Annotated in this window: 12 protein-coding genes; all 12 read left to right on the top strand. The window is 43.1% G+C overall.

Annotation, left to right across the window (positions count from 1 at the left end; genetic code table 11):
• Positions 1 to 16 precede the first annotated feature (16 nt).
• The 12 genes from HALA3H3_RS21905 (at position 17) to HALA3H3_RS21845 (ending at position 15749) form a co-directional block, all read left to right on the top strand.
• Positions 17 to 2017 (top strand): polysaccharide biosynthesis protein, encoded by a 2001-nt coding sequence (locus HALA3H3_RS21905; RefSeq protein ID WP_022523693.1) that lies wholly within the window; start codon positions 17 to 19, stop codon positions 2015 to 2017.
• A gap of 216 nt (positions 2018 to 2233) precedes the next feature.
• Positions 2234 to 3418, top strand: coding sequence for a hypothetical protein (locus tag HALA3H3_RS21900; RefSeq protein ID WP_022523692.1), 1185 nt, complete (start codon positions 2234 to 2236; stop codon positions 3416 to 3418).
• 68 nt (positions 3419 to 3486) lie between these two features.
• Complete coding sequence (locus HALA3H3_RS21895; RefSeq protein ID WP_022523691.1) at positions 3487 to 4554, top strand: NAD-dependent epimerase; 1068 nt, start codon at positions 3487 to 3489, stop codon at positions 4552 to 4554.
• 50 nt (positions 4555 to 4604) lie between these two features.
• Entirely contained in the window at positions 4605 to 5963 is a 1359-nt protein-coding gene (locus HALA3H3_RS21890) for a UDP-glucose dehydrogenase family protein (protein WP_022523690.1), read from the top strand.
• A gap of 157 nt (positions 5964 to 6120) precedes the next feature.
• The gene (locus tag HALA3H3_RS21885) at positions 6121 to 7329 is read left to right on the top strand and encodes a glycosyltransferase family 4 protein (RefSeq protein WP_009286552.1); all 1209 of its coding nucleotides are present in this window, start codon (positions 6121 to 6123) and stop codon (positions 7327 to 7329) included.
• Between the two features lie 217 nt (positions 7330 to 7546).
• Positions 7547 to 8449: a phosphoribosyltransferase gene (locus tag HALA3H3_RS21880; protein ID WP_009286553.1), complete on the top strand. Its 903-nt coding sequence runs from the start codon at positions 7547 to 7549 to the stop codon at positions 8447 to 8449.
• Positions 8450 to 8596: 147 nt separating this feature from the next.
• Positions 8597 to 9415: a glycosyltransferase family 2 protein gene (locus tag HALA3H3_RS21875; RefSeq protein WP_022523689.1), complete on the top strand. Its 819-nt coding sequence runs from the start codon at positions 8597 to 8599 to the stop codon at positions 9413 to 9415.
• 262 nt (positions 9416 to 9677) lie between these two features.
• Positions 9678 to 10637: a glycosyltransferase family 2 protein gene (locus HALA3H3_RS21870; protein WP_022523688.1), complete on the top strand. Its 960-nt coding sequence runs from the start codon at positions 9678 to 9680 to the stop codon at positions 10635 to 10637.
• A gap of 44 nt (positions 10638 to 10681) precedes the next feature.
• The gene (locus HALA3H3_RS21865) at positions 10682 to 11608 is read left to right on the top strand and encodes a glycosyltransferase family A protein (RefSeq protein WP_022523687.1); all 927 of its coding nucleotides are present in this window, start codon (positions 10682 to 10684) and stop codon (positions 11606 to 11608) included.
• Between the two features lie 192 nt (positions 11609 to 11800).
• Entirely contained in the window at positions 11801 to 12115 is a 315-nt protein-coding gene (locus HALA3H3_RS21860; RefSeq protein ID WP_022523686.1) for a hypothetical protein, read from the top strand.
• Positions 12116 to 12751: 636 nt separating this feature from the next.
• Positions 12752 to 14779 (top strand): acyltransferase family protein, encoded by a 2028-nt coding sequence (locus tag HALA3H3_RS21850; protein ID WP_022523684.1) that lies wholly within the window; start codon positions 12752 to 12754, stop codon positions 14777 to 14779.
• 22 nt (positions 14780 to 14801) lie between these two features.
• A complete protein-coding gene (locus HALA3H3_RS21845) occupies positions 14802 to 15749 on the top strand; it encodes a glycosyltransferase family 2 protein (protein ID WP_022523683.1) in 948 nt (315 codons plus the stop codon).
• The last annotated feature ends 336 nt before the right edge of the window (positions 15750 to 16085 follow it).

Below are 16085 nucleotides of genomic sequence, written 5' to 3'. Positions count from 1 at the left end.
ACGGATAGAGATAACTATGGCTAGTTTAATAAAGTCGTTATCAATGGCGCCGCGCTCCATAAAGCGCCGGGTACTTGTTGTATTTGATGGTTTGATTGTGGTGGGTAGCCTGCAACTTGCCACAATGATTCACCTGGAAAGCCTACAACCACTCAGCAGCATTTCCTTGTGGATGACCATCAGCGTGTTAGTTCCGATAAGCCTTTTGCTTTTCCGCTGGTTAGGGCTTTATCGCGCCGTCATTCGCTACATGAGCCATGCCACTGTATCCACTATCGCTGTTGTTGTGCTGGCATCGACTTTGTTAGTAGCGCCGGCCAGTTACATGGTTAACTCGCCCATTGGACTATCTATTATCATCATTTATGCGCTGCTCTTATTGTTGGGTATCGGTAGCCTGCGTTTTCTATTGCGAGAGTTGTATCGCCACAGTCAGCTTCGACAGCGCAAGCCAGTGGTGATTTATGGGGCAGGGGCCGCGGGTTGCGAGCTGGTGGCTGCTCTGCGCAATGGAGAGGAATACCAGCCGGTGGCCTTCGTTGATGACTGGCGGGGATTGGAAGGCGCCATGGTAGAAGGGCTGCGGGTACATCAGCCGGTAGCATTAGCTGCTCTGGTTCAAGAACACCGCGCCACAATGGTCTTGTTAGCTATCCCCAGCGCCCCACGTTGGCGTCGCCGCGAGATACTGCACTGGCTTTCGGGCCTTTCCGTGCCTCTTAAGACAATTCCTGGTAGCGCCGATGTAATTGCCGGTAGAGCCAAAATCAGTGAACTTCGCGATGTGGCGCTGGAGGACTTATTGGGTAGGGAGTCTGTGCCTGCCTTCCCCGAACTGATGGAGGCCAATATCCGCGATAAATCGGTCATGGTGACGGGGGCAGGAGGCTCGATAGGCAGTGAACTGTGTCGTCAGATTCTTGATCAGAATCCTGTCCGCCTGCTTTTGATCGATAACTGCGAATTTGCGCTATACGCCATTGAGCAAGAGTTGAAGCAACATATCGAAAGCACCGCGTCACGGTGCGAGCTAAAACCATTGCTTATCTCAGTGCAGCATTCGGGCAGTCTTAAGGCAGTGTTCGAATGTTTCGAGGTGCATACTGTCTACCACGCTGCTGCTTACAAGCATGTGCCGATGGTGGAATTTAATCTCGTGCAAGGAGTGAGTAATAACGTCTTTGGCACATTGAATCTGGCCAAGGCGGCAATGTCGGCCAATGTTGAAACCTTTGTGGTGGTATCCACCGATAAAGCGGTTCGCCCCTCCAATGCCATGGGTGCATCCAAGCGTTTGACTGAGCTTATCTGTCAGGCCTTCGCACATTCTCAGTCCAACACTCGATTCTGCATGGTGCGCTTTGGCAATGTTCTGGGTTCAAGTGGCTCCGTTGTCCCAGTGTTTCGTCAGCAGATTGAGCAGGGCGGCCCCGTGAAGGTGACTCACCCGGATATCACCCGCTATTTCATGACAATTCCCGAAGCTGCTCAGCTGGTTATCCAGGCTGGCGCCATGGGGGAAGGTGGGGAGGTTTTCGTGCTCGATATGGGCGAACCGGTACGCATTCATGATCTGGCCATGAATATGATTCGCCTTTCGGGATTGGAGGTAAGAGACGCTGCGCATCCTGAAGGGGATATCGAAATCATCTATTCCGGCTTGCGGCCTGGTGAAAAGCTTTACGAGGAATTGTTGATAGGTCATGACGTCAGCAAGACGCGCCATGATCGTATCATGACTTCAAAAGAGCGCTTCTGGGAATGGCCGAGGCTCGAAGCCTTTTTAAAGCAGCTGGAGCAGGCATTTATCGCTACTGATCACCTGCGTATCCGCCAGTTGTTGCAGTCGGCTCCACTGGACTACAACCCTTTGGACGAAATAGCCGACCTGGTATGGAAAGCGCGTCAGACCATGACCTCAGATACGCAACGCCAACATGTTGATGCAACGAACACAGCCTTAAGGTCGGTCGCCAGACTAGGCCCTGTATTACGCTCCGTACCCAAAGAAGGTTGAGAATCTTATTGAATCGCTGGCTATCACAAGACGACGGAATCTTACCAACTTTGCTGCAACCCGTTTACTTCCGGCGCCTACGCCATAGCGACTGAGCCGTTTCCCCCTCGCTCTGATCACCACTTTTCATGCTTGAGTGATGCGAAAAGCATTATTGAGCATGTCATCAATGCTTATTTAAAAATAAGTGCTCTCTTTAGCACAAGGAGGCAAGTCATGACGAACAAACAATCTGATGACGAGCAACAAGAGTGGCTATCCGGGATTACTGTTTTTCTGATTAGAGAGTGTGAGTTGGCGTATTTGGACACCCTTCTTAAGTTGCTTGATCACTATGGATTTAATGTGTTGTGTAGCGTGCCAATCGAAAGTGGGCAGCAACAGGCGCTCGCTCAGTGGGTTCTTGATGATGGACAAGAGCAAGGAAATTTTGCCAGCAGTGGGTCGCCGCCAGTTTTTCTGCTTGTGGTACAGGATGTCCATCCAGTACCGGTGAAGCGGATGTCGAGTGACTCTCCCAATTTAAGACTACCTACCATCAGGGCAACCTTCAGTGCCACGCTCTCTCCAGAGGAGAGCAAAGCAGAACAACAGAGTCCGATACATTGCTCCCGCGATGCGGATCAGGCGTTTAAGTATCTCAAAACCTTGGTGCCCGAGCAGATCGGTAAGATACGTGAAGCAGCCCTAAGCAACGATGCAGCATTTCGCACACCTTACCCGGTATTAGCTGACCTAAGTAAAGAGGTTTGCCGAGCCAAAGTAGAGCTGGTGGATTTTCATGGCACTGAGGCGATTTGCAAGACATTTCGGCCTGGGCGTGAGCGCTACCTAGAGCGTGAAGTAAAGGCGCGTGAACTCGGTGCCTCTCTGCCAGAAGTATCCCGTCTGCTAGAAGTCGGTACTCATTATCTAGTGTTTGAGCGCTATGCCAATTGCATGGAACGCATTTTATCGCCTCGTGCGCCTTTTTCTAATCATGGTTTGCTGCCTATCTGGGCCATCGAGCGCGTGAGAGCCGTTATTTTGCACTATCGCAGTCTTGGCTATGAATGCATCGATCTTAATCCGCATGACCTTATCTATGACCCTTGCCAAGGGCTAAAGATTATCGATTTCGAGTTTCTACAGCCCGGTTCTGACGAAATAAAGACGCTGAAAGGCAACTATGCCTGGTACGCCGTACCTTCGATTTTTACCGGCGATTTACCTCCTTCAGCCCGGCAGAGCTCCTATCGACAATGTTGGTTTCCCTATACCGGCCTGCCGCGAACCTTATGTCTGAGTGAGCTTCCGCGTCCGTTACTTGCCATGGTGCGTTCAGTGGCTCTGGTGCCCTTGACGTTGGATGGCTTGAGGCGAGTGAGCTGGCGCCATATTCAGCGCTTTGTACGCAGCTGAGATTAGCGCTGTTATTTGCCCTACTCCTGCCAATGCCCTCTATTCCTCCCACGTCATGGAGTTATTAAATGAAGATTCTTGTTACCGGCCATGCCGGATTCATCGGCTTTCACACTGCCAAGCGGCTACTGGAGCGCGGTGATAGTGTCGTCGGCTTTGATAGCGTCAATGACTATTATGACCCTGCCATTAAGGAGGCGCGCCTAAAAATTCTTGAGCAGACGGCGAAAGAGACAAGAAACGACTACCTTTCTATTCGCGCTAATCTAGCTGATCAACAGGCGGTGGCCGAGTGTTTTAATGAACACCACTTTGACCGAGTTATTCATCTAGCTGCCCAAGCAGGGGTTCGTTATTCGCTGGAAAACCCACTTAGTTATGTGGAAAGTAACTTGATTGGGTTTACTAATGTTTTGGAGGCGTGTCGTTACTCCAGCATTGCGCACCTGACGTACGCCAGTACCAGTAGTGTTTATGGCGCTAATACTTTAATGCCGTTTTCCGAGCATGAAGGAGCCAACCATCCACTGCAATTTTATGCTGCCACCAAAAAAGCCAATGAAATGATGGCCCACAGTTATAGTCATTTGTTTGGATTACCGACCACCGGGCTAAGGTTTTTCACCGTCTATGGCCCCTGGGGGCGCCCAGATATGGCGCTTTTTAAATTCACCAAAAATATTTTGGCCAATGAGCCCATCCAGGTTTTCAATTATGGCTGCCATACCCGCGACTTCACCTATGTGGATGATATTGTTGAGGGCGTTATTCGCGCCAGTGATGATATAGCCACTCCTGCTTTTGAGTGGAATAGCGATAACCCTGACCCTGCTACCAGCAATGCGCCATTTCGTATCTTCAACATTGGCAATAATGATCCTGTGACGGTCAACATCTATATCGAAGCCATTGAAAAAGCATTAGGTAGAAAGGCCATCAAGGATCTACTGCCTTTGCAGCCTGGCGATGTTCCAGACACTTATGCGGATTCAAGTGAATTAGAAAAAAAGGTTGGTTATAGGCCCGCCACATCAGTTTTTCATGGCGTTGCCAAGTTTGTCGAATGGTATCGAAGTTACTATTCGCCAAATAAGGCGAGCAGCACCATAAGTGAAATTCATAGCTTGCCTAAATAAAACTTCTCTCTAATTTTTCTCACCACTTTACTCTCCAGTTAGGAAATCCAATGAACGTTACAGTTTTCGGCACGGGTTACGTAGGCCTGGTTCAAGGAACTATTCTGGCTGAAGTTGGCCATCATGTTGTTTGCATCGATCTAGATGATCATAAGGTCGAACAACTTAGGCAGGGCAACATCCCTATTTATGAACCTGGTCTAGAATCTTTAGTAAAAGAGAACTACGCCGCTGGGCGCCTTGAGTTTTCTACCGATGCGGCCGCGGGAGTCAACCATGGCCAAGTGCAGTTTATTGCTGTGGGAACTCCACCGGACGAAGACGGTAGTGCTGATCTCAAGTACGTTCTCACTGTGGCTGCCACCATTGCCGAACATATGGAGCAGAACCAAATTATCATTAACAAATCCACCGTACCTGTAGGTAGTGCTGACAAAGTGCGTGACGAGGTGGAAAAAGTGCTGGAAAGGCGCGGACGCAATGATATCGCGTTTGACGTGGTGTCTAATCCTGAGTTTTTAAAAGAAGGTAGTGCGGTCGTAGACTGCCAAAAGCCTGATCGTATTATTATCGGCACAGAGTGCGATGCCACGATTGAAGTCATGCGCGAGCTATACGCCCCCTTCAATCGTAATCACGACAAGATCATCGTGATGGATGTAAAAAGTGCCGAACTGACCAAGTATGCAGCTAATTGTATGTTGGCTACCAAAATCAGTTTTATGAACGAAATGGCAAACCTGGCTGAGCGTCTGGGTGCCGATATTGAGGCGGTGCGTAAAGGAATAGGCTCGGATCCACGCATTGGTTACGACTTCATTTATCCCGGTGTGGGCTATGGCGGTTCGTGCTTTCCTAAAGATCTGCAGGCTCTTATCCACGTCTCGAATACCATTGATTTTGACGCCAAATTACTCAAAGCAGTGGAGTCGCGTAATAAAGAGCAAAAAAACACGCTATTCAATAAGATAAGCCAGCACTTCCATGCTGAATTAAAGGGTAAGACCTTCGCCATTTGGGGGCTTTCATTCAAGCCCAACACTGATGATATGCGCGATGCCCCCAGCAGGGTACTAATGGAGGCACTTTGGGCAGCTGGTGCCAAGGTGCAGGCTTATGATCCGGAAGCCATGGAAGAAGCTCAGCGTCTCTACGGGAGTCATGATCACTTAATCCTTTGTGGAACCAAAGAAGCAGCTTTAAAGAATACTGACGCCTTGATTATCGTCACGGAGTGGCAGAACTTCCGTGCACCTGATTTTGATCTTATTAAAGAGAAATTAACTGAACCCACTATCTTTGATGGGCGTAATATTTATGAGCCGCGCCGAATGAGGGCGAAAGGATTTACTTATTATTCAGTAGGTAGGCCCAGCCCATTAGAATCTTCATATCTAGCTTCTAATTAAATATTCCATGTATCACATGGTTTTGTTTATATTCACTACTTTAAGGATGCATTTATGTTATGCATGGGTCTTTATTATAAGTAGGCGTTTATATTTTCGAATTTATATGTTTTTAGCTGGTAATTTTTTACTATCTGGTGTTCGTTGAGGAGGCAGCATGAACTCTAAGCTTAATAAACCAAAACGTCGCTTTCTGCTAGTGTCGGGCTCAAGCTATTCCTTAGTCAATTTTCGGGGGCCGCTCGTACAAAGCCTGATTAGTGCAGGATTAGAAGTACATGCGGCATCACCAGGGTTACATGATGATCCAAGGACATGCCGCCAGTTAGAGGCTTGGGGAGTATTTGTTCACGATATCCCCATGCAACGAACAGGCCTTAACCCGTGGTATGATTTTTTGACGCTAAAAGCACTTTACTTGTTGATGCGTAATATACGACCCGATGTCGTTCTGGCATATACCATCAAGCCGGTGGTGTATGGGATGTTGGCGGCTTGGCTGGCGAAGGTTCCTCAACGTTATGCATTGATCACTGGCCTGGGATATGCCTTTGCCGGAGAGGCACGCGGTAAGCGCGCTCTGGTTTTCCATCTGGTGCGTAGACTTTATTCGGCAGCTTTGAATAAGGTGGATAAGGTGTTTTTCCAGAACCCCGATGATGAAAGCTTATTTCGTGATTTGGGAATACTACGCGATCGCGTACCTTCCCAAGTGCTCAATGGGTCAGGGGTCGATATGGCGCATTTTGCTACAGCCCCTTTACCTGATGGGCCGCCACGTTTTTTATTGGTTGCTCGCTTGTTGGCAGACAAAGGTGTCCGCCAGTACGCTGAGGCAGCTAGGCGAATCAAGCAGCAGCACCCTGAGGTAGTATTTCAACTGGCTGGTGATATCGACAGCAACCCCGATACGATTTCGCAACAAGAGCTGGATACTTGGGTGGGAGAGGGATCGCTTGAACACTTGGGTTGGCTGAATGATGTGCGCCTGGCACTTGCCGAGAGTAGCGTTTTTGTACTGCCTAGTTATTACCGAGAAGGCACGCCGCGCTCAATTCTGGAAGCCATGTCTATGGGGCGAGCGGTCATCACTACCGATGCACCTGGATGTCGAGAAACCGTCACTAATGGCGATAACGGCTACTTGATACCTGTAAAAAATGTCGATGCGCTTGTTAAAGCCATGCAACACTTTATTGACAGACCAGCTTTAGTTAAAACCATGGGACAGCGCTCCCACGAGATTGCTAAAGATAAATACGATGTGCATAAAGTCAATGCCGTTATGCTTGAAGCAATGGGTATAGGAAAACCAGAGCTTCGTAATAGGGTGCAAAAACCATTTGATACTATTACTGCTAAATAAAATTGTAGCGTAGTGCTGCGTGTTATCTACATTATACCCTGCAAAAGTACTAACAGCCTCGATACTAATTTCCTGATTTTATCTAATTTAATAGCTGCGGCATCACTGATGCAATAGGTATTTCGATTGGTGGTCACCATATATCTATCTGTATCAGCTAAATGGGTGGTAGATAGCTGTTGCTGAAAATATTGAGCGAGTTGTCGGAGAAAACTTAATGCAGATTCAGTTCAAGTCATATGGTGATCTCGGCAGGGATATTACAAAGAATTTTGAAAAATTTTCTGGTGACTGGGACTTAGTCGTCGGGGTACCAAGAAGTGGTATGGTTCCCGCCTACATGATTGCACTTGCACTAAATATAAATTGTACGGATATTTCATCCTGGGTTAATAATTATCCATTGAAAAAAGGGCTTACGCGATGCGTGAGAAAAGATTTGAACTCTCCCTGGGAGGCACAAAAAGTTCTTATTGTAGACGACAGTATAATGACCGGAGGTTCAATAAGAAACGAAATTAACGCGCTCCCCGATTGGTTAGCAGCACGTGCATCGACACTGGCTATTTACTCAGGCAAGCCAATCAGAAGTGATGTAGATATTATTCTTGAATTTCTTCCCCATCCAAGAGCTTTTGAATGGAATATATTTCATCATAATGTAATGAGTAGGTCTTGTATTTGTCTTGAGGGGATGATGTCAGAAAACGAACTTTGCGATGATACAGGTACTACACGCTTTCGTTACCTTCCTTCAAGAGATATCGATACAATCGTTACGTCTCAGAGTGAGTCAAACCGACATAAGGTAGAAGCTTTACTGATGGATAACGGGGTTTCGTATCGTAATCTCGTTATGAAGAAAAATAATAAGAATGTCATGACTATTGATTCGCAGGTGAAATTCAAGGTTGAGACTTTTGTTGCATCCACGGCGGACTTGTTTGTCGAGTTTAATTCTTATCAAGCAAAACTAATTTGTCGAGAAGCAGGTAAGCCTGTTTTCTGTTTTAGTGATAGCCGTATATATAATCCTGAAGATCAGCTTGGGGCTCGTTTTGCCAAGAATAAAATAAAATTATTGATATGGAAAGTAGTCAATATGAAATTTCGCCGATAGAAAAGAGATATAAATTATTTTCTGGCTAAATAAATTGTTAGTTCTGTAGTTAATATGCTAGTGAGTTTTTACTGTCTGTTAATGATAATTATTATTAATAGAAAAGGTTCTCATCATCAGCTTGTCTGATGCCATGGAGGTGGCCTAATGAATCAGATTGATATTTCTGTCATTATGACTGTGAAAAATGGATCCAAATACCTGGAATCAAGTCTTTCTTCCGTTTTTTCTCAAACCTATCTACCTAAAGAAGTTGTTGTGGTCAACGATGGGTCAGACGATGATACCTGGGAAGTGCTCAAGAAGTTACGTCACATGGCCCCTGTCCAGGTTCAGTTAGTGGATACGCAAGGTGTTGGTCGTGCGCGGGCGCTTAACCTTGCTGTCAATCATACTCGTTATCCGTGGCTGGCCAATATCGACGCAGACGACCAATGGCTACCCGAAAAATTGGCGCAGCAGGTCGCTACTATAAGCCTATTTCCAAATGTGGAGCTTGTCGTAACAGCTAGCCAGATCGTTTATGGAGAAGGGGAAGGGGAGTTAGTTATTAGTAGAGGATTCTCCGTCACACCAATGGGGTGTGATAGTTTTTATGTTAACAATCCAATAAATCATAGCTCTATATTGTTCTCTCGACGATTTTTTGATGAGGTTGGAGGGTACGATGAAGCATTGTTTAGACAGGTCGATATAGACCTGTGGGTACGCGCTCTGAGAAAAGGTTTTATATTTTACCAAGTGGATTTACCGCTAACAGTTAAACGACTTCATGAAGGACAGAGCTTTGAAGTCGGAAATCGATTGAGTTATACATTTAATTCATTGAAAATTAGTATAAAAAAATTACGACAGCTTAAAGCTCCTTTTTACTATTTTCCAATTGCTTTTGTTAAATTTTTTTATAATAACATTCCAAGAAGCATCCGGCGTCGCTTGAAAAGGGTGAGCCTTTGGAAATTATAATGATGCTCATCTTTGATATGCTTTAGGGATCGCACCTGGAATAGCATAATCCTAAATAATTAGCGACATAAAGTGTGTATGTTCTCCATTTGCATTTTACGAATGCACGAAATTCCAGGCTTCTCTTTATATCAAACAAAAATGTTTATTATATTAAAATGGTAACTAAGGTCAGGTGCTGCCGTATTAATCGCATGTATATGTTAGTCAATAATTAAACGCTGTATTGAGTTTTCAAGGGCATGATTATGCAGGGGACACTATGAGCAAGGTGATCGCGGTGATACTCACCTACAATCGGCAGGATTTGCTACAGCTATGTTTAGCTGCCATTTATTCACAAACATGCATTTGTGACCAGGTGATTGTGGTCGATAATGCTAGCGATGATAATACACAAGAAATGCTAAGTGAATTGGACTATCCGAATCTAAAAGTGTATTTGCTGTCGCAGAATGTAGGTGCTGCAGGTGGATTCAATGCTGGGTTTCGTCTCGCATATAAGGAAGGAGCTGATTATATCTGGATGATGGACGATGATGTCATTCCGGAGCCGTTTGCCTTGCAAAGATTGATTGAAGCAGATAATACCTTGGATGAAAATGGTATTGACAGAGCCTACCTGATCTCTACTGCTTTTACTGAAAATGGTTATGTAACTAATTCACCTTCTATCAACAAAAAAATTAATCATATTGGATATAAAGATTGGCCAAAATTTGCTCAATATGGTGTTGTCTCCATTGATCGAGCAACTTTTGTATCTATTCTTGTTCCCCGCGGTACCATTGACAGGTATGGTTTGCCTATTTCCGATATGTTCATATGGGGCGAGGATACTGAATATACATTAAGAATAACGGAAGATGTTCCCGGGTTTGTTGTGGGTGCCAGCAAAGTGATGCATTTACGGCAAGAGAAAGGAGTGCTAAATATTATTTCTGAAAATAGTGAGGTACGCCTTCAGTATTATAAGTACTTAATAAGAAATAGAATATTTGTCACAAAAAAATATCGTCCAGCTCATGTCGTAGTAAAAATTATGTGTTTAGATTTATATATGATATTAAAATTATTACGAAGAAGACAGTTAAAAAAAGCTGGTATTGTAACAGCTGGGTTGGTTGAAGGTTTTTTGTTTTCACCTGAAATTGAATACATTGACTCACCGGTTAAAAGTCAATGTCTTCCATTGAGAATTTATAAATGTGAAAGTTTATAGTTTTTTGGCTAAAGTTGGCTAATAGCTTAAGACGAGGTGAGTTTATGTATAAGTTTTCTGTCATAGTGCCTGTTCATAACAAGGCTTCAACTTTGTTGGACTCTCTCTCGTGTCTTTATAATCAGACCTTTAAGAATTTTGAAATTATTGTCGTTGATGATGCCTCTACAGATGGGTCTCTCCAGATTTTATTGCAAGAGGAACGCAAGGGTAAGCTGCGATTGTTCCAGCGAGATAAGCCAGGCCCAGGTGGCTACGCAGCACGCAATTATGGAGCACAGCAGGCAACAGCTGAATGGTTGGTTTTTTTTGATGCAGACGACCTGCTTGTGTATGACCACCTTTCAAGGTTTGCTAATGCTATTTCCGAAAACCCATCTGTTAATCTTTTTGTAAATGCATTTCGGAAGATGGAAGGAAATATAGTAATTCCGAGAAGTGAACCTCTAAAAAATGGAGTCATGAGTCGACAGGAAGCTTTAGCAGCGTTCTCACGTTCTGATTTCATTCACATGAACGGCGCTTGCATACATAAAAATACATTCATGGCCCTTGGTGGTTTTCCTGTTGATCGATACCGACGTGCTGGGGATGTTTATTTTTGGTTAAAAGTTATATGCAGTCTTAAAATGGTTCACTATGATCCCACCGTTACGAGCATGTGGTTGCTTCATAATAGTGGCGTGGTAAGCGACAAAAATAATATGATTCAAATTCATCCTTGCTTAGACTTAAAGAGTGAATGTGAAGTTGGCCTGACGTGGCTTGAAAAACATTATCTAAATGCCGCCATTAATCGTAAAATATTGTCATGGGCGGTTGAAAAAAAGATAGTTGGAAAGTCGGTTAAGAAAGATATATGCTCATTAATACTATTTAGCATGCGGCCCCGCCAGTGGATGACCTTGGCGACTCTAGTAATACCTCAGTCATATTACTGTAGATTACGGGAGCGTGTGCTAAGTGGTTAAAAATTTTCTTTTTTATTGCAGAGGTTTTTTCGAAATTAAAGTGGTGAAGTAAACTGTCTAAATAACGGCGCAATTCTCAGAGGATTCGCGGTAACTGTTGTATCGCTAACACTAACTATCCTGTCTGACGTCAGCATATCTCAGCGAATAATAATAAATCTATGCAACATTTTCCTTATTAGGTGATTGGCCATGACACAATTAGAATTCATCGCAAAAAACTGGTTAGGTCAACTGCGTACTTTTAAGTATAAGGCGCATTTTTTTGTGAAAGGTGTCTTTGATTATCAGATAGAGAACGCAAATAAATCACTTTTTATAGAAGTTGTAGGGTGTCCAGGGGTGGGAAAGAGTACTCTGATAGATTATATGGAAGAAAAGAGGTTAATTAAAGGTTTGATTCTTGCAAAACTGTGGATTGCCAGACTACAACGTAATACGAACATCGATAGTGCTTATAAAAGAATTTTAGATTACAAGTTAATAAGTTTGGAGAATGAAAAATAAAGGTTTAAGTATTCCCAGTACGTTATTACTCCAAGAGCAAGAGATAAATATGTTGAAGATAAAAAAATTCCGACTGTGTTGGTAATAGACGAAGGTCTTTTTCACCACTTCAGATATGAAATTAGTGATAATTGGGGAAAGGATAAGGCTTTATTTAGTAAGCTGATGGAAAAAAGGTTTATTGTGTATATGACCGCTCGGCCAGAAATTATAGCGGAGCGCATTCTTATGTGTTATAGGAAGACTGGTAACCTAACCTGTTGCCATATTATAAAAATAAACATGAATATGAAATTGCTGAATATTGTAGAAAAGCTCAAAAAAAAGAAAAAAAGTGATCGGGGGAATTTGAGAAAAGAGGACTACCAGTGTTAACGGTTAATGCTGAAGATGGTGAGCAAGTGAATACGAAATACATAGATGATTTTATCAAAATACTAATGAATGATTACTTAGGAGCTAATTGATTTAACTCGAGGTTGGTTTTTCTAGAAAATACCCGTTGATGAGTAAGAAAATTATCTATTTTTGCCGAAAACTCCTTTACGCAGACTTTAAACTCTCCTCTGGAGGCCCTCAAGGGCATCTGTGGGTAGATGTGTTGAATGTTTTTGCTATTTATTAAGGAGGATAGAAGTGAACAAAACGTTTGATGTTTATACTCTAGATAACAAGTATCGTAAGGATATACAAGGAGTTCGTGCCATCGGCGCGATGCTGGTGCTTGTTTTCCATATCTGGTTTCAGAAGGTATCTGGAGGTGTCGATGTATTTTTCGTTGTATCTGGTTTTCTAATGACCGGAATGTTGCTTCGTCAGTATGCAAGGGATGGTAATATAAAGCCCTTTCATTTTTGGGGAGGAATTATTAAACGGGTGGCTCCATCCGCTTATGTTGTACTCTTAACGACTTTCATTCTCAGTTATTTTTTTGTACCACCTGTTTACTGGGTGGCTACAATACATGAATTTATTTTTAGCGCAGGGCATTTAGAAAACTTATTGCTAATAAGAAGAGAGGTTGATTACTTACAAATTGGAGACCCAGCAAGCCCTTTTCAACAGTATTGGGCGCTATCAATTCAAGTGCAATTCTATGCCTTTCTCCCTTTGCTTATTGGGCCACTATTGTATATTTCAAACAAAATGAAATCATTGATACCTTTAATGTTGGGAGTTTCTATAGTTTTTTTTATTTCTTTTGTTTACTCGTTGGTCTCTACGCATTTTACTCCTAACACAGCCTATTTTAATCCTTTGGGAAGAGTCTGGGAGTTTCTAGTCGGTGTCTTGGTTGCTATATTTATTCCTTATATTAAGTTGAATAAAAAAACGGCATCAATCATCTCTTTTCTAGGTGTTTTTATTCTCTTTAGCATCGGTATAGCATTTCCTAGCGACTGGAATTTCCCTGGATATGTCGCGCTATTTCCTGTTGTTTCAGCTGCTTTTATCATTATTTCAGGAAACGAACCTGAAAAACGTACACTGGTGAATAGGTTGTTGTCAAATAGATATCTTGTCATGCTGGGTGCCATGTCTTTTACCATTTACCTTTGGCACTGGCCGATATTGGTTTTTTTTCAGCACTATTATGAAACAACAAATTTAGGCGTTGTAAAAGGTATGACCATTGTTGTATTAGGAGTTTTGCTGGCTAGTATTACGACCTGGTTGATTGAAAAGCCTTTTAGGAAAATACCTAAGTCTAGGGTTTGTATCTCCTATATTGCAGGTTTTTCATTTTTCATTCCTTCGGTTACACTTGGATTGGGTGCTAAATACTATATTGAAAATCTGCATGATGTAAAAGTTGATTTTAAAAAATCTGCATTCGAGGGCGGTAAGATTTCTATACAAGACGATGCTTCCAATTTGAACTATGGGTATGTTACTGCCATTTCTAATGACTTAGGCGAGACCATGGACAGAGATAATGGTTGTGCTACGGTCATTACAGAGTCCAAAATTTCATCTTGTTATTTTGGAGATACCTCTTCAGAAAATGTAGTCGCACTCGTAGGCGGGTCACATATAGGTCAGTGGGAGCCTTTTTTCTCAATTCTAGGGAATGAATATGGATTTAAAGTGATAAGTATCATAAAGAATTCTTGTTCCCTTGGCTATGAAATTGTGGAAGGTAATGATACTTGTAAGTTATGGAATGAAAATATTGTTGATTATTTAAGTGACCTGTCCCCTGATCTTGTTATAACAAATTCGACGAGGTCGAATCGTCCCCGTGATAATAGATTAGTAGTAGGGAATCCTGTTGAGTTTGTTCCTGCTGGACATGTGGAAAAATGGAAGGAAATATCTGCTTTAGGTATTCCAGTAATGGGTATAAGAGATAATCCTTGGTTTGAAAGTGATCCAAGCTATTGCGTTTGGAAGAACCGTCATGAGGCAAGCCTATGCGCTCGACCCATTGAAGAAGTGTTGCTATCTGTTAATCCTGCAGATGCGTATGTAGGTGAAATACCTCTGTTTATCTCCATAGACTTTACCGAATTAATTTGTGTTGAGGGATTATGTCCGGCATATTTTGATGAAAGATTGATGTGGTCTGATACCCACCACCTGACACGAAATTATCTGGAATATATCACCCCAAGCCTGAAAACTTCGCTTGAGCATCAGACGTCAATTATTTCAGGTTTTTAATAATTACGGGGAGAGCAACTAAATGTCTTTTTATGAATTTGAAAAAGCGGTGAAATGTAAAAGTGCGATAGAGGATGCAGGTGGGGTTACGAAGGTTAGCAGCCCAAGAGCTTCAGTAATTGTGCCTACTTATCATGATTGGGCTCGATTGAAGCTGTGTGTTAATGCTTTGAAAAACCAAACATTTCCCCAGGATGATTTTGAAGTTATTATTGTAAATAATGCACCAGAGGATACACCACCTGTTGATTTCTCTTTGCCTCACAATTTCTGTATCATTAAAGAGGGAAAGCCGGGATCATATGCTGCAAGAAATGCAGCTTTAAAATTGGCGAAAGGTGAAATTATTGCTTTTACTGATTCGGATTGTATTCCGGATCCTTACTGGTTGGAAGCTGCTATTAACCATTTTGATAAAGGCGTAGAGCGAATAGCAGGAAAAATAGAGCTTTTTTTTAAGTCTGATAAGCTTACCCTAGTCGAAATTTATGAGAAGGCTTTTGCCTTTGATCAGGAAAAATATGCTCAGACTGGAGGAGCAGCAACTGCCAATATGATTACATTGGCGAAACACTTTGATACGGTTGGGCTTTTTAACGATACATTAATGTCAGGAGGCGATAATGAGTGGGGCTGGCGAGCAAAAGATAAAGGTATATCTATTGAGTATGCTCCAGACGTTATTGTAAATCATCCTGCTCGTGCCGATATGAAAGCTATGCTTAAAAAACGCAAAAGGGTGATCGGTGGGGAAGTATGCAATAAAAATAATGCTTCTAAAAATACCTTTTTCTTAATTCTTCTTAAAGGCTATTTTCCTCCACGAAGACAGTTAAATATTTTTGGTAGAAAAGGACTCTCATTTTCTAGAAAGTTTTTGGCATATTTGTTGTGTTATTACTTTAAGATTTACTCAACTACTTATAAGTTAGCCTTGCTAATAGGTATTGCAAAGCCCGAGAGATCTTGATCAATAAAATGAAATGTTGTTAACTCTGTATAAGGTTAATAAAATATAAACCCTCCATAAATCTTGGAGGGTTTTTTGGTAGTGCGCCAGGCATGGCGCGCAGCGCCTTGACCGGCGCTGTTCCTGGGGGTGGTGCTTCAGGATGACTTGGGGGTGAAAGTCCCCTGCACGCCCTGCAAGGGGAAGTGCTAGCCGACGGCAAGGGTGTCCCTCGCGAGGGGGAATCTGAAGGCAGCCCGAGGCAAAACGCTGGCCTGACGAACAGGAAGCGGATACGAGGCGTCATGGCGGGGTAAGGTGGCTACACTCACCAAAGCCCGATACTTGCACGGAACG

Origin of the sequence: Halomonas sp. A3H3, from assembly GCF_000982975.1 — a bacterium.
Taxonomy (GTDB): Bacteria; Pseudomonadota; Gammaproteobacteria; order Pseudomonadales; family Halomonadaceae; genus Vreelandella; species Vreelandella titanicae.
The sequence above is the reverse complement of the archived record's forward strand: the minus strand, read 5'-3'. Positions and strand labels throughout refer to the sequence as shown.